Annotated in this window: 15 protein-coding genes and 1 pseudogene; 10 read left to right on the forward strand and 6 right to left on the reverse strand. The window is 73.6% G+C overall.

The features are described 5' to 3' along the window. Positions 1 to 215 precede the first annotated feature (215 nt). Positions 216 to 1,787, reverse strand: coding sequence for an APC family permease (locus ACFVX9_RS37035; protein ID WP_387986337.1), 1,572 nt, complete (start codon positions 1,785 to 1,787; stop codon positions 216 to 218). A 322-nt stretch (positions 1,788 to 2,109) separates the two neighbouring features. Here ACFVX9_RS37035 and ACFVX9_RS37040 point away from each other — a divergent pair, with 322 nt between their 5' ends. Then, on the forward strand, positions 2,110 to 3,225 hold the full coding sequence (locus tag ACFVX9_RS37040; protein WP_387986340.1) for an ABC transporter substrate-binding protein: 1,116 nt from the start codon (positions 2,110 to 2,112) through the stop codon (positions 3,223 to 3,225). Positions 3,226 to 3,343: 118 nt separating this feature from the next. Further along, a complete protein-coding gene (locus ACFVX9_RS37045; RefSeq protein ID WP_387986343.1) occupies positions 3,344 to 4,558 on the forward strand; it encodes a hypothetical protein in 1,215 nt (404 codons plus the stop codon). Between the two features lie 126 nt (positions 4,559 to 4,684). Here the strand turns inward: ACFVX9_RS37045 and ACFVX9_RS37050 are convergent, their stop codons facing one another. Further along, positions 4,685 to 5,218, reverse strand: coding sequence for an NUDIX hydrolase (locus ACFVX9_RS37050; RefSeq protein WP_063349308.1), 534 nt, complete (start codon positions 5,216 to 5,218; stop codon positions 4,685 to 4,687). Between the two features lie 95 nt (positions 5,219 to 5,313). Between ACFVX9_RS37050 and ACFVX9_RS37055 the strand changes: the two genes are divergently transcribed. After that, positions 5,314 to 6,291 (forward strand): ATP-grasp domain-containing protein, encoded by a 978-nt coding sequence (locus ACFVX9_RS37055; protein ID WP_387986347.1) that lies wholly within the window; start codon positions 5,314 to 5,316, stop codon positions 6,289 to 6,291. A 56-nt stretch (positions 6,292 to 6,347) separates the two neighbouring features. Here ACFVX9_RS37055 and ACFVX9_RS37060 read toward each other — a convergent pair whose 3' ends face one another. After that, complete coding sequence (locus ACFVX9_RS37060) at positions 6,348 to 10,403, reverse strand: ABC transporter transmembrane domain-containing protein (RefSeq protein ID WP_387986350.1); 4,056 nt, start codon at positions 10,401 to 10,403, stop codon at positions 6,348 to 6,350. A gap of 377 nt (positions 10,404 to 10,780) precedes the next feature. Next, positions 10,781 to 11,422 (reverse strand): TetR/AcrR family transcriptional regulator, encoded by a 642-nt coding sequence (locus tag ACFVX9_RS37065; RefSeq protein WP_107452927.1) that lies wholly within the window; start codon positions 11,420 to 11,422, stop codon positions 10,781 to 10,783. Positions 11,423 to 11,554: 132 nt separating this feature from the next. Between ACFVX9_RS37065 and ACFVX9_RS37070 the strand changes: the two genes are divergently transcribed. From ACFVX9_RS37070 to ACFVX9_RS37085, 4 genes are all read left to right on the forward strand, one after another. Further along, on the forward strand, positions 11,555 to 13,267 hold the full coding sequence (locus ACFVX9_RS37070) for a carboxyl transferase domain-containing protein (protein WP_063349305.1): 1,713 nt from the start codon (positions 11,555 to 11,557) through the stop codon (positions 13,265 to 13,267). Positions 13,268 to 13,454: 187 nt separating this feature from the next. Next, positions 13,455 to 15,764 (forward strand): biotin carboxylase N-terminal domain-containing protein, encoded by a 2,310-nt coding sequence (locus tag ACFVX9_RS37075; RefSeq protein ID WP_387986354.1) that lies wholly within the window; start codon positions 13,455 to 13,457, stop codon positions 15,762 to 15,764. Then, positions 15,761 to 16,747, forward strand: a complete 987-nt coding sequence (locus ACFVX9_RS37080; RefSeq protein WP_387986357.1) for a hydroxymethylglutaryl-CoA lyase — start codon at positions 15,761 to 15,763, stop codon at positions 16,745 to 16,747. The genes ACFVX9_RS37075 and ACFVX9_RS37080 overlap by 4 nt, the downstream gene beginning before the upstream one ends. A 172-nt stretch (positions 16,748 to 16,919) precedes the next feature. Continuing rightward, complete coding sequence (locus ACFVX9_RS37085) at positions 16,920 to 18,110, forward strand: acyl-CoA dehydrogenase family protein (RefSeq protein WP_063349303.1); 1,191 nt, start codon at positions 16,920 to 16,922, stop codon at positions 18,108 to 18,110. Positions 18,111 to 18,293: 183 nt separating this feature from the next. Here the strand turns inward: ACFVX9_RS37085 and ACFVX9_RS37090 are convergent, their stop codons facing one another. Continuing rightward, positions 18,294 to 18,773 carry a universal stress protein gene (locus tag ACFVX9_RS37090; protein ID WP_063351389.1) on the reverse strand — a complete coding sequence of 160 codons (480 nt, stop codon included), beginning with the start codon at positions 18,771 to 18,773 and terminating at the stop codon, positions 18,294 to 18,296. Positions 18,774 to 18,845: 72 nt separating this feature from the next. Between ACFVX9_RS37090 and ACFVX9_RS37095 the strand changes: the two genes are divergently transcribed. Together ACFVX9_RS37095 and ACFVX9_RS37100 are read left to right on the forward strand one after the other, a co-directional pair. After that, positions 18,846 to 19,424: a hypothetical protein gene (locus tag ACFVX9_RS37095; protein WP_387986361.1), complete on the forward strand. Its 579-nt coding sequence runs from the start codon at positions 18,846 to 18,848 to the stop codon at positions 19,422 to 19,424. Positions 19,425 to 19,850: 426 nt separating this feature from the next. Beyond that, positions 19,851 to 20,918: an HAD-IA family hydrolase gene (locus ACFVX9_RS37100; protein WP_387986364.1), complete on the forward strand. Its 1,068-nt coding sequence runs from the start codon at positions 19,851 to 19,853 to the stop codon at positions 20,916 to 20,918. 144 nt (positions 20,919 to 21,062) lie between these two features. Here the strand turns inward: ACFVX9_RS37100 and ACFVX9_RS37105 are convergent, their stop codons facing one another. Next, a complete protein-coding gene (locus ACFVX9_RS37105; RefSeq protein WP_387986367.1) occupies positions 21,063 to 21,863 on the reverse strand; it encodes a GNAT family N-acetyltransferase in 801 nt (266 codons plus the stop codon). A gap of 985 nt (positions 21,864 to 22,848) precedes the next feature. On the opposite strand from ACFVX9_RS37105, the pseudogene ACFVX9_RS37110 reads away from it, so the two are divergent. Beyond that, positions 22,849 to 23,851, forward strand: a pseudogene (locus tag ACFVX9_RS37110) (helix-turn-helix domain-containing protein); the annotation flags it as partial. Between the last annotated feature and the right edge of the window lie 660 nt (positions 23,852 to 24,511).

Below are 24,511 nucleotides of genomic sequence, written 5' to 3' on the forward strand. Positions count from 1 at the left end.
CTGTCGGGGGGGGGGGCTTTTTTGGGGGGAAGCAAGAAGGGTCTTTCCCTTTGGGACCCCCGGGTTGGGGGGGTTGGGGTGCCCTCCCCGCGGAACCCCCACCAGCACTGGCCCGCGTAAAGCTTCATGCGGTCGAGGATAGCGTCGATGCCCGGCGGCGTGGTCGGTTTTCGGCGCTCCCGGTCCTCCCGGTCCTCCCGGTCCTCCCGGTCCTCTCAGTCCTCGACGACCAGCGCGGGGGTGTCCTTGCGCAGCGTCTCGCCGCGGAAGAACTCCGGCCGGGCCAGCCCGTAGCAGGTCATCAGGACGGCGCCGAGCAGCAGGATGCCGACGCCGATGACGAACACCGAGCCGATGCCGAAGACGGCGCCGCTGCCGTAGTCCGGGCTCCAGGCGTCGGTGAGGGTCTGCAGGAAGACCCCGCTCAGCAGCACGCCGCCGAGCAGCGGGGCGATGCCCTTGAGGAACAGGTCGCGGGGGCCGGTGCGCAGCGAGCGGCGGAAGTACCAGACGCAGGCGAACGCGGTCAGCGCGTAGTAGAAGCAGATCATCAGGCCGAGCGCCAGGATGGTGTCCTGGACGACGTTCTCGCTGATCAGGCTCATGCCGACGTAGAAGACGGCGGTGGCGATGCCGGCCGCGACGGTGGCGTACCCGGGGGTGCGGAAGCGCGGGTGGACGGCGCCGAAACGCGGCGGCACGGCGCGGTAGGCGCTCATCGCGAGCAGGGTCCGGGCCACCGGGATGAAGGTGGTCTGGAGGCTGGCGGCGGCGCTGGCGACGACGGCCAGGAAGAGCAGGACGCTCCACGGTGAGCCGAGGACCGGGCGGGCGAGCGCGGCGAAGACGTTGTCGGAGGTCTCCGGGTTGCTGAGGCCGGAGCCGGTGGAGCCGACGCCCGCGAACATCTGGGCGGAGATCGCGACCAGCAGGTACGAGCCGACCAGGGTGACCATGGAGACCATCGCGGCGCGGCCGGGGGTCTTGGTGCTGCCGAGGGTCTCCTCGTTCATGGTGAGGCAGGTGTCCCAGCCCCAGTACATGAAGATCGACAGCGACAGGCCGGCGGTGAAGGCGCTGAAGGAGCTGACCTGGAGCGGGTTGAGCCAGGAGAACGAGAAGCCGATCGAGTCGGGCAGGTCGCCGGCGGCGGCCTTGCCGATGGCGATGGCCGAGAAGAGCACCAGCACGGCGAGTTGGAGGCCGACCAGGCTGTACTGGAACCACTTGGTGGCGGTCATCCCCCGGTAGCTCATCGCGGTGGCGCCGGCGATCAGCAGGACGACGGTGAGCAGGTGGACGGCCTGGTTCTGGTCGAGTTCGGCGACCCAGCTCCTGCCGGTCATCTCGCCGAGCATCAGGTAGAGGAAGTCGGTCGCGACCCCGGCCAGGTTGGACAGCACGATGATGGTCGCGACGGTCAGGCCCCAGCCGGCCATCCAGCCGACCCGGGGGCCGAAGGCCTTGACCGTCCAGGTGAAGGACGTGCCGCAGTCCGGGAAGTCCTTGTTCAGCTCCTTGTAGGCGAACGCGACGAGCAGCATCGGCAGGAAGCCGGCCAGGAACACGGCGGGCATCTGGACGCCGACCGCGGTGACGGTCGGCCCGAGTGTCGCGGTCAGGCAGTAGACCGGGGCGACCGTGGAAACGCCCAGGACCACACTGCCCAGCAGGCCCACCGAGTTGCCCCGTAGACCCTTGTCCCCCGCTCCCCCAGCTGTCCCCTGGTCGGAGACTCCACCACTGATGCCACTGACCGGGGCACCCTGCGGAGCGTCGGGCGCCATTGCCCGGCCGCTGCTTCCGTGCTCTGAGAGCTGCTGATCAAACACCAGCGCACCCTAGGCGCGAGCATGGAAGGTTGAGTAGACCAACCCTTGGTGATCTAAACCACTTGCTTCGATTCGTTCTCGGCGAAGGCCGTCAAGGTGCAGCATTAACGGCGCGTTAAGCGGTGTACCTTGGTTTCAAAGGATCAGGGTCAAGAGAATTTCTCCCTTATGTCAAGGTTTGAGATGGTTCGCCCTCGGCTCGGACGGGCCACTACGCCCCCCCTCGAGTGCTTCGGATAGGTTTGCCTCACCTAACCTCGATTCGAAGGAGCGTCGCGTGGCCCCCCACCCCGACGACCTGGTCCTCGTCCCCCGCACCCCCTCCCGCCGCAGGTTCCTCTCCGTCGGGATCGCCGGTGGGGCGGCCCTCGGCCTCGGCGGACTGCTCACCGCCTGCGGCAGCTCCGGCGGCTCGGGCGGCAACGGCGGCTCCGGCGGCGCGACCCCCGGCACCGGCGGCGCATCGCCCGACCAGAAGTCGGTCAAGCAGGGCGGCGACGACTACGCCACCGTGATCGAGAAGATGAAGGGCTTCGGCACCGACGCCGCCCCCGGCGTCTACCCGCGCACCGTCAAACACGCCATGGGCGAGACCGTCATCCCCGCCAAGCCCACCCGGGTCGTGGTGCTGGACACCGGCGAACTCGACAACGTCGTCGCACTCGGCATCCAGCCGGTCGGCATCGTCTACACCGACGGCTCCAAGTCCCTGCCGTCCTACCTCAAGGACAAGGCCGGCAACCCGGCCAACGTCGGCACCATCAACAGCCTCAACCTGGAGGCCATCGCCGCGCTCAAGCCCGACCTGATCCTCGGCAGCCAGCTGCGCGCCCAGGACCAGTACGCGCAGCTGTCCAAGATCGCGCCGACCGTCTTCTCGCTGCGCCCCGGCTACCCCTGGAAGCAGAACTTCCAGCTCAACGCCAGCCCGTTCGGCCTGGAGGCCGAGGCCAAGACCCAGCTCGACGCGTACCAGGCGGCCGCCACCGCGATCGGCGCCAAGCTCGGCGACAAGCGGCCCACCATCACGCCGCTGCGCTTCATGCCCGGCCGGACCCGGCTGTACGCCGAGCTGTCCTTCATCGGCACCATCCTCACCGACATCCCGCTGCCGCAGCCCAAGATCGAACAGGTCAAGGAACTCGCGGTGGAGGTCAGCCCGGAACAGATCGACAAGGCCGACGCCGACTGGATCTTCTACGGCGTGTACGGCAGCCCCAGCTCCACCAACCAGGACGCGGTGCTCGGCGGCGCGCTCTGGAAGACCCTCGGCGCGGTCAAGTCCGGTCAGGCCCGGCCGGTTTCGGACGAGACCTGGTTCCTCGGGCTCGGTGTCATGGCGGCCAACGCGGTGCTCGCCGACCTCAAGGGTTTCGTCGCGCCCGGCACTTGAGCCGACACGGGGTGTAGGGGCGGGCAGTGGTCTCGCGCACACCCCCGGAATTGATGCTTGGAGCTGGTCGCGCGGTGCGGGAGGATCATCCGGACCGTCCGCCGAAGGGCCCGTGCCGATGACCTCGCTCCACCCCGCCGCAACCGACCCGTCCCTGCCCGGCCCGCCCGGGGACAGCGCCGGATCCGCGCCCCCGCACGCCGCACGCTGCTCCATCGCGACGGCCGCCGAGACCGGCCCTTCCGGCACTCCGGGCGCCGCCCCGTCCGGCACCGCCGGCGGGCCGCGCCAGGCCGGCGGCTCACGCCACGACTCGGTGCCGCAGCCGCGCGGACGGGAGGACGGCGGGGCAGACGGCGGACTCGCGGCGGTGGGGGGCGAGGCGGCTGCGGACGATCCGACCACCTCGCGGCTGCGGGCGGCGCTCGCCGACCGGCTGCGGGCCGCCCGCGCCCAAGGCCGCTCGGTCGCCGACCTGGCGGCCGCGTGCCGGCGATCGGCTACGGAAGTCCGGGCGCTGCTGGGCGAGAGCGCCGAGGACGGGGACTGCGAGGACGGCGAGGTCCGTGAAGGCGGCGCGGGCGGCGCGGATGTTGAGCACCGTGGAGACGTTCCGGGTGGCGGCGCCGAGGCCGTGGGCGGGCGGACCGGGACCGGGGCCGGCAGGTTCGGCCGGCCGGCCGTCACGCCCGAGGGCGACCGGGCCGTGCCCGTGCTGCGCGCGGCGCGCGAGGAACTCCGGGCCGCCGGCTCCCGGCGCCCCGCGCCCTCGCGCCGGCTGCGCCGGATGCACCCGCAGGCCGACGCGACCGGGCAGGGGGCGGCCGCACGGGAGACGGCCGCGACCGAACCGATCGGGACAGCACCTACGACACCCGTGACCTCCGCCGCTCTCCCGGCCGAGGTCTGGGCGGCAGCCGCACCCGGTTCAGGTGAACTCATCGGAGGCACCGGGGCGGTGACGGCTCCGTCGGCCGCCGCCCCCGAGGCGGCGTGGGCCGAAACACCACTCGGCATCCTGATCGGCGGCAGCCCGAACCAGCCCGAGGCCGTCGGCCGCCCGGAGGAGCGGGCGCCGGTCCGGGTGACGGCGGAACCGGTCCGGATCGGCCGCGGCACCAGCCTGATCGTGCTGCCCTCCTGGCGCGCCGCCATCGCCGTCTCGGTGCCGACCGAGCAGCTGCTGTCCGCCACCGGGCTCGCCTTCGAGCAGTTGGCCGACGCGCAGCTGACCGTACTGATGAACCCCTGCGCGCTGCACGACCGGGAGCTGGACCTGCACGGTTGGGAATCCGGCCCGGGCGGGCGGGCGCGACGCGGCGGGCGCCCGTAGGGGCGTGCGCTTGTAGCAGCGTGTGGCCGTAGCAGCGCGCTTTTGGGGCCCGCCGGTGACGGTCAGGAGACGGCGGTCAGGAGATCGCGGTCGGCCGTGCGTCGGGGAGCGGTCAGCGGGTGGCCGTCAGCGGGTGGCCGGGGCGTTCGGGATGAAGCCGAGGTCGACGGGTACCGGGGGGCGCCCATCGACGGCCCAGCCCTCGCGGACGGCGGCCAGCAGCTCCGGCAGCCGGGGCGGCCAGAGCGCGTCGGCGTGCTCGTCCGCCAGGTCGGCCGGGGTCCACCAGCGCCAGTCGAGGATCCGGTCCTCGGCGTGCACCGCGCTGACGTCACCGACCGGGCCGCGGTGCGGTCCGCCCGTGAGGTAGATGTGCTCGTGCTGACGGACCGGGGTGCCGTGCCAGGTGAAGTCGTGTTCCCAGGTGCAGAGCAGCGGGCCCGGTTCGAGGTCGCTCCAGCCCGTCTCCTCCCAGAGTTCGCGCCGGGCGCCGGTCCACGGGGTCTCGCCGGGCTCCAGCCCGCCGCCCGGCATGGTCCAGTGGACGCCGACCTCGTCGTTGTCCGAACGGAGCAGGAAGACCGAGCCGTCCTCGTCCAGGACCACCGTGCGAGCCGCCTGCCGGGGGACACGTGTACGGAGTCTCAGCAGATTTCGCATCGGATCACTCTCCCAGCACCCGGCCGGGCCGTCGAGCGGGTTTGACGCGCCGAAAGCCGCCGACGCCGCCCCACCCGGGCCTTACCCTGACGGCCATGCCCGTACCCGCGATCCTCTTCCCCGCCGACCCGCTCAACCCGCGCCGGCCCGACCCGCACTTCGCCTGGGAGGCCAGGCTGCTGCGGGAGTTGGGCGGCGAGCACCACCTGGTCGACCACGACGCGCTGCTCGCCGGGCACGCCGAGCAGGCGGTCCGGCGGGTGCCGCAGGACCGGGGTCCGCTCTGGTACCGGGGCTGGATGCTTCCGTCCGCCCGCTACACCGGCTTCGCCACCGCGCTCGCCGCGCGCGGCTGCGCCCTGCTGACCAGCCCGGCCGGCTATGCGACGGCACACGAACTGCCGGGCTGGTACGACGTGTTCGAGGGGGCGACTCCGCCCAGCACGTGGATCCCCACCGCCGCTTCCTCGGTGCCCGGGCCGGAAGAGCTGGCGGCCGCCGTGGCCCGGCTCGGCGGGAGCGGGCCGGCGATCGTCAAGGACTACGTGAAGTCGCGCAAGCACGAGTGGCACGAGGCCTGCTACATCCCCGAGTTGGCCGATCTGGCGAGCGTCGGGCGGGTGGTGGCGCGGTTCGTCGAGCTCCAGGGCGAGTTCCTGACCGGCGGGGTGGTGCTGCGGCGGTACGAGGAGTTCGAGCGGCCGGCCGACGGGCCGGGCGGCAGCTCGGGCGACGACTTCGGCGAAGGATCGGGGGAAGGATCGGGCGAAGGATCGGATGTCCGTTCGGGCCGTGGGAGCGGGCGGGCCATGGAGGCGCGGGTGTGGTGGCTGGACGGCGAACCCGTCCTGGTCGGGCCGCACCCCGACGCACCCCACCACGATGTCGAACCCGACCTCACCGGCGTCCGCCCCCTGGTCCGGATGCTCGGCTGCCGCTTCGTCACCACCGACCTCGCCAGCCGGGCCGACGGCTCCGGCTGGCGCGTGGTCGAGGTCGGGGACGGACAGGTCAGCGACCTGCCGCACGGGATCGACGCCACCGGCCTGCTGGCCTCGCTGATCGCCGCCTGACGATCAGTCTGGCGGGCCGCCGGCGACGGTCCGCCAGACTGATCGCGGGCAGTCGGCTACCCCGCGGCGACGGCCTCGACCGCCGGGTGGCCGTCCGCGATGAACGCCTGCCAGAGCCGGGCGTACGTGCCGCCCCGGGCGAGCAACTCGGTGTGCGTACCGTCCTCGACCACCCGGCCGTGGTCCAGCACGACGACCCTGTCGGCGCGCTCGGCGGTGGTCAGCCGGTGGGCGATGACCAGCGTGGTGCGGCCGCCACTGAGCCGGTCCGCGGCCTGGTTGACCACCGCCTCGGTGGCCAGGTCGAGCGCCGCGGTCGCCTCGTCGAGCAGCAGGACGTCCGGATCGACCAGTTCGGCCCGGGCCAGCGCGATCAACTGCCGCTGGCCCGCCGAGAGGTTGCGGCCGCGACCCGCGACCTCGTGGTCGTAGCCGCCGGACAGCCGGACGATCATGTCGTGCGCGCCGACCGCCCGGGCCGCCGCCTCCACCTCGGCCGGCGAGGCGTCGGGCCGGCCGTACGCGATCGCCTCGCGCACCGTGCCCGCGAACAGGTACGCCTCCTGCGGCACCACGCCCAGCCGGTGGCGGTACTGCGCCAGGTCGAAGCGGGTGAGGTCGACCCCGTCCACCCGCACGGTGCCCTCCGTCGCGTCGTAGAACCGGGCGACCAGCTTCACCAGCGTCGACTTGCCGGCGCCGGTCTCGCCCACCAGCGCCACCGTCTGCCCGGCCGGAATGTGCAGGTCCACACCGGTCAGCACGTTCGGGGCGCCGTCCGCACCGCCGTTGTAGGCGAAGCCGACACCCTCGAAGGAGATCTCGCCGCGCAGCCCCTCGGGCACCGGCACGGGGTCGGCCGCCTCGGCCGTGGCGGTCGGGGTGCGCAGCAGCTCCCGGATCCGGCCGAGGCCCACCGAAGCCTGCTGGTAGCCGTCGAACACCTGGGACAGCTGGTTGACCGGCGCGAAGAACAGATCGATGTACAGCAGGTACGCGACCAGCGCGCCGACCGTCAGCGTCCCGGCGTCGACCCGGGCCGCGCCCACGATCAGCACCAGCGCGGCGGCCACGCTGGAGAGGAACTGGACGAACGGGAAGTACAGCGAGATGTACAGCTGCGCGCGCACCCGGGCCTCGCGGTAGGCGACGCCCCTGGCGACGAAGCGGTCCGTGTTGGTGTCCAGGCGGCGGAAGGCCTGGACGATCCGCATGCCCGCCACGTTCTCCTGGAGGTCGGCGTTGACGGTGCTGATGAGGTCCCGGGACAGCTCGTACTGGTCCCTGGACTTCCGGCGGAACACCAGCGTCGCGATCACCAGCAGGGGCAGCACCGCGAAGACCACCAGGGCCAGGCCGGCGTCGATGATCAGCAGCGCGGCGAAGATCCCGCCGAAGGTCAGCAGGCTGACCACGGCGGTGACCACGCCGGTCTGCAGGAAGGACGTCAGCGAGTCCAGGTCGGTGGTCATCCGGGTCATGATCCGGCCGGACAGCTCGCGCTCGTAGTAGTCCAGGCCGAGCCGGTTGAGGTGGGCGAAGATCTTGAGGCGGAGCATGTAGAGCACCCGCTCACCGGTACGGCCGCTGACCCGGTTCTCGGCGCTCTGCACCAACCAGTCCAGCAGCACCACCACCAGCGCGGCGAGCGCGGCCACGGCCACCCCGGACATCAGGGCCTTGCTGACGCCCTGGTCGATGCCGTGCCGGATCAGCACCGGCAGCACCAGGCCGGAAGCCGCGTCGAGCGCGACGAGCAGCAGGGCCAGGGCGAGCGGGACGCGGAAGGGGCGCAGCAGGCGGCGGAGGGTGAAGTCCGGGTCACCGGCCTCGGCCTCGGCGCGCGGGACCGCCGGGGAGTCGGCGGCCGGCGGGAGGGCCGCGACCCTGGCCAGCAGGTCGGGGTCGGCGGTGCGGGCCGCCTTGACCAGGGCGGGGGTGGGGAGGTCGGGGGCAGCCGGGGCAGCGGGTTGCGAGGCGACGGGTTCCGGGGCCGGGGCCTGCATGGGGGTCGGTCCGTCGACCTGCTCGGAGGCGGACCGCGCCTCGGTCTGCTCGGCGGCCTGCTCAGCGGTCTGCTGCTCGGGGGTCTGCTGCCCAGCGGGCCGCTCGGGGGTCTGCGGAGAGGTCTGCTCGACAGTCTGCGGGGCCTCGGACGACCGGGGTGTGCGGCCGGCCTCGGGGTCGGTGATCAGAGCCCGGTACTGGGGACATCGGGCGTCGAGTTCCTCGTGCGTGCCGATGTCCAGCAGCCGGCCGTGATCCAGGACGGCTATCCGGTCGGCGAGCTGCAGGGTCGAGCGGCGGTGGGCGATCAGCAGCGTGGTGCGGCCGGTCATCACCGAACGCAGCGCGTCGTGGATCTCCGCCTCGACCTGCGGGTCCACCGCCGAGGTGGCATCGTCCAGCAGCAGGATCCGGGGGTCGGTGAGGATCGCCCGGGCCAGCGCGATCCGCTGGCGCTGGCCTCCGGAGAGGGTCAGGCCCTGCTCGCCGACCTTGGTCTCGTAGCCGTCCGGCAGCGCGCGGACGAACTCGTCGGCCTGGGCGGCCCGCGCGGCCGCCACGACCTGCTCGTCCGTGGCGTCCGGACGGCCGTAGGCGATGTTGGTGCGGACCGACTCGGAGAACAGGAAGCTCTCCTCGGGGACGATGCCGACCGCCGACCGGACCGAGTCCAGGGTGAGGTCGCGCAGGTCGTGGCCGTAGAGGCGGACGGCGCCGGCCGCCGGGTCGTAGAAGCGCGGCACCAGCTGCGCCACCGTCGACTTGCCGGAGCCGGAAGCCCCGACCAGGGCGAGGGTCTCGCCGGGGGCCAGCTTCAGGCTGAGGCCGTGCAGGACGGGGGCGGGGTGCTCGGGGTCGTAGCGGAACTCGACCTGGTCGAACTCCAGGGCGACATCGGAGGTTCGGGGGCCTGCGGTGGCGCGGGTGTCTGCGGTGGCGCGGGGGCCTGCGGTGCTGCCTTCACGGACGCCGGTGGCGGCGCCTTCGCGGGTGCCGTCCCCGGTGAGGTCCAGGGTGAGCGCGTCCGGGCGCTCCTGGACCAGCGGGCGCTCGTCGATCAGCTGGAGGACGCGCTCCACGCCGGCCCGGGCCTGCTGGCCGACCGTGATGACCATGGTGAGCATCCGCACCGGTCCGGTCATCTGCGCGACGTAGGTGGAGAAGGCGACGAAGGTCCCGAGCGACACCTGGCCGTCGACAGCCAGCCAGCCGCCGAAGGCCAGCACCGCGACCTGCGCGAGCGCCGGGACGGCCTGCATCGCCGGGTTGTAGCGGGCGTTGAGCCGGATCGACCGGAGCCGGGCCGCGAACAGGTTGCGGGAGGCCCGCTCCAGCTTGTCCAGCTCCTGCGCCTCCTGGCCGAAGCCCTTGACCACCCGAACACCGCCGATCGCGCCGTCCACCACACCCGCGACGGCGGCCGCCTCCTGCTGGGCGGCCCAGGTGGCGGGGAAGAGTCGCTTCCGACTGAGGACGGTGATCCACCACAGCGCGGGGGCCATCACCAGGGCTATCAGGGTGAGCGGCGGGGAGAGCCAGACCATCACGGCCAGCGACATGACGAACATCAGCAGGTAGCCGGTCATCATCGGCAGCATCGAGAGCAGGCCGTTGATCAGCTGGAGGTCGGAGGTCGCGCGCCCGACCACCTGGCCGGTGTCCAGCCGGTCCTGGCGGTGGCCGTCGAGCCGGCCGAGCGAGCGGAACAGGTCGCTGCGCATGTCGTGCTGGACGTCCAGGGCGAGCTGGCCGCCGTAGTAGCGGCGGACCTGGGTGCAACCGAAGACGACGACGGCGGCGAGCAGCAGCACCACCGCCCAGGGGACCAGCGAACGGGTGTGCGCGGTGATGACGTCGTCGATGATCAGCTTGGTGACCAGCGGCACCAGCGAGGTGACGGCCATGCCGACGAGCGAGGCGCCGAAGGCGAGCAGCACGCTGCGGCGGGAACGCCAGCAGTAGCCGACCAGGCGGCGCAGCCAGCCGACGGCCTGCGGGTCGTTGCCGTCCGGCTGCGGGTGGGCGCCGTCCGGCTGCGGGCTCGCACCGGGGGCCGGTGAGCCGCTCGGGGATTGCTCCACCGTGGATCCGTGAGTCTCAGGCATATTTAGGGATGCTAACCATTTCGTCGGGTGGCCGCCATGGCGTTTCCGGCCCGGATGGGGCCGGAGCGGGCCGGGGCGGCCCGGATCGTCCGGTCCGGCGGACTGGCCAACAGCCTGCGGCCTGCGGTGATTCCCGGCCGAACGAACGCACGGCCCGCCAACCCGCCCGCCTCCGGGGTCGCCCGCCTCCGGGGTCGCCCGCCTCCGGGGTCGCCCGCCTCCGGGGTCGCCTGCCTCCAGGGTGGCGGACGGGCCGCCGAAGGCCCAGCGGCCCGGGGCGGGCGGGCGCCGTCCTTTGGTCCTAGACCTCCGGCCTCGGAGCCGGAGCGCCAACCTTGGGCCTGGACTGCCAAGCGGGCCGTCCGGGTGCGCAGGACTCAGGCCTGCGCGGACACCGACTCGGCCGCCGCCGCGAAGGCGCCGTGGGCGAGGGCGTGCAGCAGGACGGCCATGCCGTCGCGCTGGAGGCCGGAGCGCTCGTCCTGGGCGGGGCCCGGGCCGAGGCTGTGCGGGGTCGAGTTGATCAGGCCGAAGACGGCGTGGACGGCGGCCCTGGCCACCGGTTCGGCGGCGGGGCCCGTCAGCTGCGGATAGACCTGCCGGACCACGTCCACCCAGAGCTCGACGTAGCCGCGCTGGAGCCGGCGGACGGTGCGCCGGTCCTCCTCCTTGAGGTTCAGCAGCTCGCGGTCGTGGAGGGTGATCAGGTCGCGGTCGTCGAGGGCGAAGTCGACGTGGCCGCCGATCAGCGCGTCCAGCGCGGCGGCCGGACCGTCGCCGCCCCCCGCCCGGCGCCGCCCCTCCTCCAGCAGGCGCTCGCTGATGCCGATCAGCAGATCGGCGAGCATCGCGTCCTTTCCGGCGAAGTGGCGGTAGAGCCCGGGGCCGCTGATGCCGACGGCCTTGCCGATCTCGTCCACACCCACCCCGAGGAAACCCCGGGCCGCGAAGAGTCGCGCGGCCTCCCGACGGATCTGGTCGCGGCGTGGGAGCGCGGAGGCTGCGGGGACGTTCGGCATGCTGCCCATCGTAGACAGTGGGGTTATCGGCCGTTAACCTGGGCGCGTAAGTTAACGTTAATTAACGTGGGGTCCATGGGCGCACCGCATCCGGCCGCCCGCCTGGTGCCGAGGGCAAGGGAGCTCTTGGGAATGGTCATCTCAACCGCCGGTGTACCCACCGGCGTCCATGGCAGCACAGCGGCCGGCACCACGGCGGCGCCAGGTGCCGTACCGCCGGGAGCCGCTGCTCCCGCGCCCCGGCTCGGCACCGCGGTCGACCCGGGCTCCACCGCCTACCGCGCCAACACCGAGGCACACCGGGCCCTGGTCGCCGAGCTGCGCGAGAAGCTCGACGCGGCGGCCCTCGGCGGCGGCGCCAGGGCCCGCGCCCGGCACACGGCGCGCGGCAAGCTGCTCCCCCGCGACCGGGTGGACGCCCTGCTCGACCCGGCCTCGCCCTTCCTGGAACTGGCCCCGCTGGCCGCCGACGGAATGTACGACGGGGCGGCGCCCGCGGCCGGGGTGATCGCGGGCATCGGCCGGGTCGCCGGGCGCGAGGTGGTGGTGGTCGCCAACGACGCCACCGTCAAGGGCGGCACCTACTACCCGATGACCGTGAAGAAGCACCTGCGCGCCCAGGAGGTCGCGCTGGAGAACCGGCTGCCCTGCGTCTACCTGGTGGACTCCGGCGGCGCCTTCCTCCCCATGCAGGACGAGGTCTTCCCGGACCGCGACCACTTCGGCCGGATCTTCTACAACCAGGCCAGGCTCTCCGCCGCGGGCATCCCGCAGATCGCCGCCGTGCTCGGCTCCTGCACGGCCGGCGGGGCGTACGTCCCGGCGATGAGCGACCAGGCCGTGATCGTCCGCAACCAGGGCACGATCTTCCTGGGCGGGCCACCACTGGTGAAGGCCGCCACCGGAGAGGTGGTCACCGCCGAGGAACTGGGCGGCGGTGACCTGCACTCCCGCACCTCGGGGGTGACGGACCACCTGGCCGAGGACGACGCCCACGCCCTCTCCATCGTCCGCACGATCGTGGCCGGGCTCGGCCCGCGCTCGGCCAGGCCGTGGCCGCTCACCCCGGTCGAGCCGCCGGCCGTGGACCCGGCCGGCCTGTACGGGGCCGTCCCGGTCGACCCGCGCACGCCCTACGACGTGCGCGAGGTGATCGCCCGGCTGGTCGACGGCAGCCGGTTCGCCGAGTTCAAGGCCGAGTACGGCGCGACCCTGGTCACCGGCTTCGCCCGGATCCACGGCCACCCCGTCGGCATCGTCGCCAACAACGGCGTGCTGTTCTCCGAGTCGGCCCTCAAGGGCGCCCACTTCATCGAGTTGTGCGACCAGCGCGGCATCCCCCTCCTCTTCCTGCAGAACATCACCGGGTTCATGGTCGGCCGGCAGTACGAGGCGGGCGGCATCGCCAAGCACGGCGCCAAGATGGTCAACGCCGTCGCCAGCACCCGCGTCCCGAAGCTGACCGTGGTGATCGGCGGCTCGTACGGAGCCGGCAACTACTCGATGTGCGGCCGGGCCTACTCACCTCGCTTCCTGTGGATGTGGCCGGGCTCGAAGATCTCCGTGATGGGCGGCGAGCAGGCGGCGTCCGTCCTCGCCACCGTCCGCCGCGACCAGTTGGAGGCCCACGGCGAGCAGTGGCCGGCCGAGGCGGAGGAGGAGTTCAAGCGCCCCGTCCGCGAGCAGTACGAGCGCCAGGGCAACGCCTACTACGCCACCGCCCGCCTCTGGGATGACGGCGTGATCGACCCGATGGACACCCGCACCGTCGTCGGCCTCGCCCTCACCGCCTGCGCCAACGCCCCGCTCCCGCCGCCCGGCCCGTACGGGGTCTTCCGGATGTGACCCCGCCCCGGCGGGTGTGACCCGCCCCCTCCCACGCGACCTCCCCTCTCCTGTCGGTGTGACCCCGCTCCTGCGGGCGTGACTCCCGCGGCGCCGGCGCACCCGGGCCGGCGCCCTCCTCTCCACCGCCGCCACCCCGCCGCCACCTCCTTCGTACGGCTCCCCTCGACCCGGAGGAACGCCTCCCATGTTCGACACAGTTCTGGTCGCCAACCGCGGCGAGATCGCCCTCCGGGTGATCCGCACCCTGCGGCGGCTCGGCGTGCGCTCGGTCGCCGTGTTCAGCGACGCCGACGCCGACGCGCCGCACGTCCGGGAGGCCGACGTCGCCGTCCGGCTCGGCCCGGCCGACCGCAGCGACAGCTCGGCGGCCGAGACCTACCTGCGCACCGACCAGATCCTCGCCGCCGCCCGCCGCACCGGGGCCCAGGCCGTCCACCCCGGTTACGGCTTCCTCGCCGAGAACGCCGGCTTCGCCCGCGCCTGCGCCGACGCCGGCCTCGTCTTCATCGGACCTCCTCCCGGTGCGGTCGAGCTGATGGGTGACAAGATCAACGCCAAGGAAGCCGTCCGAACCGCCGGCGTTCCGGTGGTCCCCGGCAGCCAGGCCACCGCGCCCACCGACGGGGATCTCCTCGCCGCCGCCGAGGAGATCGGCTACCCCGTCCTGCTCAAGCCGTCCGCCGGAGGCGGTGGCAAGGGCATGCGCCTCGTGCGGGACCGCGCCGACCTGCCCACCGAGATCGCCGCCGCCCGCCGCGTCGCCCGGACCGCCTTCGGTGACGACACCCTGCTGCTGGAACGCTGGGTCGACCGGCCGCGCCACATCGAGGTGCAGGTGCTCGCCGACGCCCACGGCACCACCGTCCACCTCGGCGAGCGCGAATGCAGCCTCCAGCGCCGCCATCAGAAACTGATCGAAGAGGCTCCCTCCGTTCTGCTCAATGCCGAGACCCGCACCGCGATGGGCGCCGCGGCCGTCCGCGCCGCGGAGTCCTGCGGCTACACCGGGGCCGGCACCGTGGAATTCATCGTTCCCGGCATCGACCCGGACTCCCCCGCCACCGCCTCCACCGAGGGGGTGCGGGACTTCTTCTTCATGGAGATGAACACCCGCCTCCAGGTCGAACACCCCGTCACCGAACTCGCCGTCGCCGTCGGCGACGATTCAGCCCGACTCGACCTGGTCGAGTGGCAGCTGCGGATCGCCTCGGGCGAACGGCTCTCCTTCGATCAGTCCGACATCTCCTTCCTGGGCCACGCCATCGAGGCCCGGATCTGCGCCGAGGACCCGGAACGGGACTTCCTGCCCACCGGCGGCCGCATCCTCGTCCTGGACGAGCCCCAGGGCGAGGGCGTGCGCGTCGACTCCGGAGTCGCCCCCGGATCCGTCGTCACCAGCGCCTACGACCCGATGCTCGCCAAGGTCATCGCGTACGGGCCCGACCGCCCGACCGCGCTGCGCCGGCTCCGCGCCGCGCTGGCCGACACCCGCATCCTGGGCGTCACCACCAACACCGGCTTCCTGCGACGGCTGCTCGCACACCCCGAGGTCGTCGCCGGCCGACTGGACACCGGCCTGGTGGAACAGACGGCCCAACAGCAGCCCGCCCTGCTCGCCTCGCCGTACTCCCCGGCGAACGCGCCGAACGGCGCGAACGAGACCGGCGAGGCCGACAAGGCCAACGAGACCGATGACGCGCACGAGGCCGACGCCACAACTGCCGACCCGCTGGCGGCCGAGACGCCACCACCTGCCCACCTCCTCTACTACGCGGCCGCGCTGGCGCGGCACCTGGACCTCACCCCGGCCGCCGACCCCGGCGGCTGGACCGACCCCTTCTCCCTTCCCTCCGGCTGGCGCCTGAGCGGCACCCCCGCCTGGACCACCCACCGACTCCGTACCCCCGGCCAGGATCCGGTCTCGGTGCGCATCCGTTCGATCACTGCGGGCAACGTAGCCGATGCCACTGACAATCCCGCCGAGCTCACCCGCGAGGTCGAGCTCCGGCTCGGCGCCGGGCCCGTCCACCGGGCCCGCGCGACCCGGACCGCCGACCGGCTGCACCTGACCGTCGACGGCCTGCAGACCACGTTCGCGCTGGCCACCGACGCCGCTCCCGGCCCCGCCGCCGGCCCGGTGACCTGGCTCGGCATCGAGGGCGACGCCTGGTCGCTGCACGCCCACGACCCGGTGGGCGAGCGCGCCGCCGGAACCGCCGCCCACCACGGCGCCCTGACCGCCCCGATGCCCGGAACCGTCACCGTCGTCAAGACCACGACGGGCGAGACGGTCCGCAAGGGCCAGCCCCTGCTCGTGCTGGAGGCCATGAAGATGGAACACGTGATCGCCGCCCCGCACGACGGCGTGGTGGCCGAGCTGCGGGCCACCGCGGGCGCCACCGTCGCGATGGAGGAACTGCTGGTCGTGGTCGCCCCGGCCGGGGACGGCGCCGACGAGCAGGCCGCCCCCGCGCCCGCCGGGGTGCGGTCATGACCGCACCCGCCCGCGAGCCCGACGCGCTGGACCTGGGCCTGCCCGACCCCGTCCGCGCCCCCGGCCTGCCCGAGGAGGTCCGGATCCACGAGGTCGGACCGCGCGACGGGCTGCAGAACGAGGGCTCCCTGGTGCCCGTGGAGGTCAAGGCGGAGTTCATCGCCCGGCTCGCGGCCGCCGGGCTGCGCACCGTCGAGGCGACCAGCTTCGTCCACCCGAAATGGGTCCCGCAGCTGGCCGACGCCGAAGAACTGATGCCCCGGCTCGCCGGCCTGCCGGAGCGCCACCCCGGCCTGCGGCTGCCGGTGCTGGTGCCCAACGAACGCGGCCTCGACCGGGCGCTCGCCCACCACGCCACCGACGTCGCGGTGTTCGCCAGCGCCACCGAGACCTTCGCCCGCCGCAACCTCAACCGCTCGGCGGACGAGGCGATGGCGATGTTCCGCCCGGTCGTGACGCGGGCGACCGAGGCCGGGCTGGCGGTCCGCGGCTACCTCTCGATGTGCTTCGGAGACCCCTGGGAAGGTCCGGTCCCGGTCTCCCAGGTGGTCGGGTACGGCGTGCGGCTGCTGGAGATGGGCTGCGCGGAACTGAGCCTCGGCGACACCATCGGCGTGGCCACCCCCGGGCAGGTCGGCGCCCTGCTGGCCGGCTTCGCGCGGGCCGGGGTGCCGGCCGACCGGCTCGCCGTGCACTTCCACGACACCTACGGCCAGGCGCTCAGCAACACCCTGGCGGCCCTGCGCGAGGGGGCCACCACGGTGGACGCGTCGGCGGGCGGCCTCGGCGGCTGCCCGTACGCGAAGAGCGCCACCGGCAACCTGGCCACCGAGGACCTGGTGTGGATGCTGCACGGGCTCGGCATCCGGACCGGGGTCGACCTGCGCGCGCTGGTCGCCACCAGCGGGTGGATGGCCGAGCGGCTGGGCCGTCCGAGCCCGTCCCGCACCGTCCAGGCGCTACTCGGCGCCGCCCGGGGCTGACCCCGCCCCACCACCGCTCCCCGGTGCCGGCCGCGCGGAATCCCGGCCGCGGCCGGCACCAGGCACCACGTTCATCGTCCAACCACACCGTGCGACCGTCACACCGTCAGACGGATGCCGGTCGTCCCGCTCACGCCCGCGGCCACCCCGGCCGGGCTCCAGGAGGATCACCGTGTTCGACCACCGGCTCAGCAGCGAGTACGAGGAACTGCGGCGCACCGTCGCCGAGTTCGCCCAGGACGTGGTGGCGCCGAAGATCGGCGGGTTCTACGAGCGGGAGGAGTTCCCGTACGAGATCGTCCGCGAGATGGGGCGCATGGGCCTGTTCGGCCTGCCCTTCCCGGAGGAGTACGGCGGCATGGGCGGCGACTACTTCGCGCTGGGCATCGCCCTGGAGGAACTCGCCCGGGTCGACTCCTCGGTGGCGATCACCCTGGAGGCGGCCGTCTCGCTCGGCGCGATGCCGATCCACCGGTTCGGGACGGAGGAGCAGAAGCGCGAGTGGCTGCCCCGGCTGACCTCCGGCGAACTCCTCGGCGCCTTCGGCCTGACCGAGCCCGAGGGCGGCTCGGACGCCGGCGCGACCCGCACGACCGCGCGGTACGACGAGACCACCGACGAGTGGGTCATCAACGGCACCAAGTGCTTCATCACCAACTCCGGCACGGACATCACCGGTCTGGTCACCGTCACCGCGCTCACGGAACCGATCGCTCGTTCGAGTGAAGAAGGCGAATTCCGCTCGCCAACGCGCGAAATCTCTTCCATCATCGTGCCCACCGGGACCCCGGGGTTCCAGGTATCGAAGAAGTACTCGAAGGTCGGGTGGAACGCATCCGACACCCGCGAACTGTCCTTTACCGACTGCCGCGTCCCCGCGGCCAACCTGCTGGGCGAGCGTGGCCGAGGCTACGCCCAGTTCCTGCGGATCCTCGACGAGGGCCGCATCGCGATCGCGGCCCTGGCCACCGGCCTGGCCCAGGGATGCGTCGACGAGTCCGTCAAGTACGCCGGCACGCGCCGGGCCTTCGGCCGGCCGATCGGCGCCAACCAGGCCATCCAGTTCAAGCTCGCCGACATGGAGCTGCGCGCCCACACCTCCCGCCTGGCCTGGCGGGACGCCGCCTCCCGGCTGCTGCACGGCGAACCGTTCAAGAAGGAGGCCGCGATCGCGAAGCTGTACTCGTCCGAGGCCGCCGTCGACAACGCCCGCGAGGCGACCCAGATCCACGGCGGGTACGGCTTCATGAACGAGTTCCCGGTCGCCCGTTTCTGGCGCGACTGCAAGATCCTGGAAATCGGGGAGGGCACATCGGAGGTTCAGCGCATGCTCATCGCCCGGGAGATCGGCGCCGGGTTCTGATCCGGCCCCACCGGAGCAACACCCCGCTCCTCAGGCGGCATTGAGGAGCGCCCGACGCAGAGGAGCGGGCCGACGCCGGCGGGGCGGTCGACACCATCGGCGGCCGACACCAGCGGCCGACCTCATCGGCCGACAACGGGGAGACGCCTCCGGGGGCGCGGAAACGCGGCGCCCGACGGAGCGTCAGGGAATCACGATCACCGGGCGGTTGGCCCGCCGCGCCAGCCGTCCGGAGACCGAGCCGAAGATCTTGCCGAGCAGGCCGTGCGTCGTGCCGACGACGATCGCGTCGGCGGCGTACTCGCGGCCGACCTCCTCGATCTCGTGGCAGATGTCGCCGCCCCGCTCGATCAGGATCCACGGCACCCCGGTGAGGAAGTCCGCGCAGGCGAGCTCCAGGCCCAGGACCTCGGTCCGGTGGTCGGGGAGGTCGACGAAGACGGGAGGTTCACAGCCTGCCCAGACAGTGGCGGGCAGGCGATTGGCGACGTGCACGATCACCAGGCCGCACTGCGAACGGCGCGCCATGCCCACCGCGTACGCGAGGGCGCGCTCGCTCGACAGGGAGCCGTCGAAGCCGACGACCACGCCGTGCTGGAAGACCGGGTCGAGGGAGCGCGCGGACGCGTCCCGGGCCGTCGACTCGGTGTGCGCGCCGGGCAGGCCGGACGCCTCCGGGCGCTCGGCGCCCGGGCCCAGGCGGCCCGTCACCGGAGACCCTGCAGGGTCGGCCGGGTGCCCGCCACGCCGCTGGCGAGGCCCTGGACGGTCGTGCCGGGCGAGGCCGCCTCGTCGGACCAGGCCGCACAGAGCACGCACGAGGCCCCGGGGAGCACCCGGCCCCGGGCCGGCTTCCTCAGCGCCCGGGGCGCGATCGGCGGCACCAGCGACACCCGAGGTGCCAGCCGGCGCGGCGGCTCGCTGGGCGGCGGCGTCGCCAACCCGCTCGCCGACAACCCGCTCGCCGGCGTGCTCGCCGACACGGTCATCAGCCCGCTCGCCCCTGCGCCCACCCCCGCGCTCGTCGGCCGGTGCGCAGCCGAGCCCGTCGGCTTGGGCGTCGACCTGGTCGTCGGCTCGGTCATCGGCCTGCCTACTGGCGGGCAGGCGACCCGATACATCGGCGTGCCCGTCGGCTGGAGCGAGGTCCGCGCGGCCGCCGTCGTCCCCGGCGCCTGCGCCCACGCTGCGGGGCGCGTCCGGCTCCACCGGTCGGAAGGACTCAAAACCAGCCATGGCTCACGGCTCTTCAGGGGAGAGGGGCCGACAGGAGAGGACAACGCCGCCCGGGCAGCAGGCCCGCCCCCGGGATGACGTCGGTCTGCGCCGCGCAGCACCGTATGTGACCTGTTCCTTTCAGAGTACGACGGGTGTGAGGCCCAGCCCAGCGGTGAGGCCTCGGAGCGGCATTGTTCCCGCGAAAGGAGGATGCGCCCGCCGTCGGCAGTGCGCCCCGCCCGCAGGCCACGCGCCCCCTCCAGAAAGGAGGTTCCCTGGAGCTTGACTGAGCGGACCGGGGGACGCAACAGGCCTGCCGGACACCGTGACCGGACTGTCATGGATCGGCGACGATCCGTTGCGACACGTCGCGAACCGTCACGCCCCGCCAGCCTCAGCCGGCCCGCCCGGACCCACCCGTACGCCAGGTCCTGGAACCCGTTTCAGCCACTACGTACGGCTTCGCGACGCGGTCTGGCATTTGCCAGGTGCATAGGCGCGGCCGCTGGCACCATGCTTGGCATGCCCCTGCTCCTGTTCGACCTCGACAACACGCTGCTCCCCAGGGACGCCGCTTTCCGGGCCTGGGCTCAGGATTTTCTGTCCGAGCGCGACCTGCCGCCCGGAGACCTCGAATGGTTCGTCACTCTCGACGGCGGCGGCTACGTGCCGCGCAGCACCGTACTGTCCGCCGTCCGGCGCCGCTACGGGTTGGACGTCTCCACCGAGTTCCTGCTCGCCCACTACCGACACGGCATCAACTCCCACATCCACTGCCCGCCCGGACACGTCGACGCGCTGCAGGCGGCACGGGCGGCCGGGTGGACGCTCGGCATCGTCAGCAACGGCGGCACCCGGCCGCAGTTGGAGAAGATCCGGCGGACCGGGCTGGGGCCGCTGGTCGACGGCTGGGTCATCTCCGAGGAGGCCGACTGCGTCAAACCGGATCCGCTGATCTTCGAGATAGCCGCCCAGCGGTGCGGCGTCGTGCCCACCGGGACGTGGGCCGCGCACACCTGGATGGTCGGGGACCACGCGCCCGCGGACATCGCCGGCGCCGAACTGGCCGGCCTGCGCAGCGTCTGGCTGCACCACGGCCGGCCCTGGGCCGAGAGCGGCTACCGGCCGACGCTGAAGGCGGCCGGCCTGCCGGAGGCCGTCGGTCAGGTGCTCGCCGCACGCGGCGCACCGTCGGCCCGGCCGGGTCTGCGCGCGGGCGGGCCGGTCCAGCGGCGGTCCACCGGGGTGCCGGTGCGCACGGGGGCGCTCCTCGGCGCGCGGACCGGCGCACGGCCGACAGAATCCGCCCCTGACGGCCCGTTCGCGCCTGCTGCCGTGAACGCCGGAACGGCCAGTGCCCCCGGTGGTTCGATGGCGGGGTCGGATGTCCGAAACCGCACCGGCGAGTTTGCCGTGGCCGCCGGCAGCCGTCCTGGCCTGGTCCCGGGCGCGGGCCCGGCTACGGACCCGGGGGCGAGCGTGCTGCGCCCCGTCGCGGTGGCGCACCCAACGGCCGTCCGTACGGCGGCGGATGGGGCGGGGCCCGCGCGGACCACGTTCGCCGTGGCGCCGGCGGCGGCCGCCCCGTAGCACCCCGCTTGAACGCGCCACCTCGCACACCCCGCCCCACACACGCACCGCACGCCCTTCACGCACCCCGCCGCACCGCACCCCACCGCAACTGGTGCCCCGCACCGCAACCAGCGACGACCCCGCCGCGGGGCGGCCCGGCCGTCAGCCGTGCACGGAGGTCCGGGTCCACCAGCAGGTGCGGGCCTGCGCGGTGAACCCGAGCTTGCGGTAGAGCGGTTCGCCGAGCGAGGTGGCGACCAGAGTGGCCGGGCGGTCGGGGTGCGCGTGGGCCAGAGCGGTCTGGAGTACGGCGCGGGCCACGCCTTGGCCGCGCCGGTCGGGCAGGGTGGCGACCCAGTACACCCCGGTGGCCTGGCCGTCGTCGTAGGTGAGGCAGGTGCCGGCGGTGGCGCCGTCGACGCGGCCCAGCCAGGCCCGGAGCCCGGGTTCGCGCAGGAGCTGTTCCGGGAGCGCTTCGCCACGGGTCCAGGGCTGCCGGGCGGGCAGCGGGAAGCCGTCCACGATCGCACGCTCGACCTGCGCGAAAGCATCGCCGTCCAGCGCCTCATCGACCGTCAGGGAGCCGCCGCCGTGCGCCTCCGAGAGCGAGGGGAGGACGGCCGGGACGCCGTCGACCGGGCCGGGTTCACGGGTCATCACCGGCATGACCGGCATCCGGGTGGCGCCGAACCGGGTCAGGTCGAGTGCGCCGTACGGGTCCTCCAGGGTGAAGCAGATGGTCTCCCACTCCTTCAGGAGGTCCGCCAACTCCCCTTCCACCAGCGCTGGTTCGACGTACGGACTGGTGACCACGAAGCGGTGCGAGTCCTCCGGGGTGCGGGCGCAGCGGACCGCCGTCAGGCCCGGGCGGGTGCGGAACCGCCAGCCGTGCACGCGGGCTTGGGCGAGCCAGAAGGCGGCGGCGTTGTCGTTGGCCTGTTCGAGCCGGCTGTTGGTGTTCACGGCAGGACGGTAACCCGGAGGTCGCGCCCCGGTTCCGCCGCCCCGGCCCTGGCCGGATGAAGCCTGGGAGGCGCACGAGCTCATTTCGTGCGCCCTCTCGTGCACCGCCGATTTTCGGTCAATTTCGCGCCGATCCCTCCCGCTTGGGCAAATCCGCAGCCCAGACCCGCCGACCGGGCGCGCGTGGGCCGGACGCCCCAGGACCGGCCCCGCGACAACCAGCCACCGTTGCACCGGCCCTCTTCCCAGAAGGGTCGACGGGTGCCACGCTTCGTGATCGAATGCATCACGCCAAATTGCCATGTCGACATAGCGTCGGATGGTGAACTTGTCACAACGGCAATGGTCCACCCGATAGATTTCGATCTTGGCGAGCAGCAGTGCCGCACCACCCACACCACACCACCGAGGGGGCTTGAGCGCCTTGAGCAGGGTGAGCAGGAGCGACGCGGGTCCTGACAGCGGCCAGGCGGCGGCCGGTATCGCGGCTCGGTCCGCGAGAAGCACCGGCACCTCCGCGACCGCCGCCACCACCCGCAACTCCGGCACCCCGGGCGCCGTCTCGCACTCCTCGTACCCCACAGTGCCTTCCCCCGGCACCGCCGCCACGGGCACCTCGGCGGCGGCCGCAGAGCACGGCGGAGCGGCACACGGCGGGCAGGCGTACGGCGGTCCCGCGTACGGCGGGTCGGCACACGTCGGAGCAGTGCACGGCGGCCAGCAGGCACACTCCGGACAGGTCGTCAGCCGAGGCACCGTCAGCCCGGCGCAGGCCTACGGCGCCGACTTCCCGGCCTATCCCGGCTACCCGGGGGCGGGCGGAACGAGCGGCGCGAACGGCGCGATCGGCGCGAACGGCGCCCCTGGCCTGAACGGCGCCCCCACCGGTTCCCCGGGCGGCCCCCTCGCCGGCCTCCCCCTGGGCTCCCCCGGCCACGGCCCGCTGGGCCACGGCGGGCCGGGCGCGAACGGCTCGTCGACCCCGATGACGGTCTCCGCCCCGCGCAAGCTCTCCGGCCGCCGACGCCGGGAGACCGTCGCGGTGCTGATCTTCGGCGGCGCCCCGATCTTCGAGAGCTCGATCCCGCTGTCCGTCTTCGGCGTCGACCGCCAGGACGCCGGGGTGCCGCGCTACCGGCTGCTGGTCTGCGCCGGCGAGGACGGCCCGCTCGCCACCACCGGCGGCCTCACCCTCTCCGCTCCGTACGGCCTGGAGGCCCTCGCCCGGGCCGGCACGATCGTCGTACCGGCCTGGCGCTCGATCTCGCAGCCCCCGCCGGTCGAGGCGATCACCGCCCTGCGCAAGGCCCACCACGAGGGCGCGCGGATCATCGGGCTCTGCACCGGCGCCTTCGTCCTGGCCGCCGCCGGCCTGCTCGACGGCCGTCCGGCGACCACCCACTGGATGTACGCGCCGACGCTGGCCAAGCGCTACCCCCGGGTGCACGTGGACCCGCGCGAGCTCTTCGTCGACGACGGCGACGTGCTCACCTCGGCCGGCACCGCCGCCGGCATCGACCTGTGCCTGCACGTGGTGCGCAGCGACCACGGCGCCGAGGCGGCCAACGCGCTGGCCCGCCGCCTGGTGGTCCCGAGCCGTCGCAGCGGCGGCGGACAGGCCCAGTACATCGACCAGTCTTTACCTGAGGAGATCGGCAACGACCCGCTGGCCGAGGTGGTCACCTGGGCGCTGGAGAACCTCAACCAGCAGTTCGACGTCGAGGTGCTGGCGGCACGCGCGTACATGAGCCGACGCACCTTCGACCGGCGGTTCCGCACGCTCACCGGCAGCGCGCCGCTGCAGTGGCTGATCACCCAGCGGGTGCTCCAGGCGCAGCGGCTGCTGGAGACCTCGGAGCTGTCGGTGGACGACGTCGCCCGTCGGTGCGGGTTCCGTTCCCCGGTGGCGCTGCGCGGGCACTTCCGCCGCCAGCTCGGGGTCTCGCCGGCCGCGTACCGGACCAGCTACCGGGCGCGCCGGCCCGGGCCGCAGTCGGCGGTGCCGACCGGTCCGCACGGCGGCGACCTGCGGCTGCCCGGCGCCCTGCCGCACGCGGCGGCCACGGCCGGGTCGGCAGCGGGCGCGGCACTGTTCGGCGGGGCACACGGCAGCCAGCACGGCGCGCAACACAGCGCACAGCACGGCAGCCAGCACGGCGCGCAGCCCGCGTACCCGTTCCCGGCCGGGAACGGCGCACCGGCGCAGGTCGGCCCGCACGGCCAGCCGCTGCCGCACGGCGCGTCGCCGGCCGCGGCGGGGCAGCCGGGCCCGCACGGCCAGCCCGGCCCGTTCGGTCCGGGGCAGGCCGGGACGCCGGCCGACCGGGCCTTCCACGCCCGGGCCGGGCAGCCGTACCCGCACCAGCAGGCCGCGCAGCAGCCGCACCCCGGGCAGCAGGGTGCGGGGCGCGGTCCGGTGCGGTCGCCGCTGGTGCCGCCGCAGGCCGGGTCGGGGGCGGGGCGTCCGCCGCGCACCGCGGAGCACGCGGCGGCGGAGGACGGCCACCCCCAGCCGGGGGCGCGCGGCCAGGGGCAGGGGCACCGCAGTGCGGTCGAACGGCCCGCGGACGAGCCGGGTGCCGCGGCGGGCTCCGCCCGCGGTCACGGCGCGGCGACCGGCCGGGTGCCGGCCCCCGCCCCCGCCGGGC

Origin of the sequence: Kitasatospora sp. NPDC058243, assembly GCF_042882025.1 — a bacterium.
In the GTDB taxonomy this organism is placed as follows: Bacteria; Actinomycetota; Actinomycetes; order Streptomycetales; family Streptomycetaceae; genus Kitasatospora.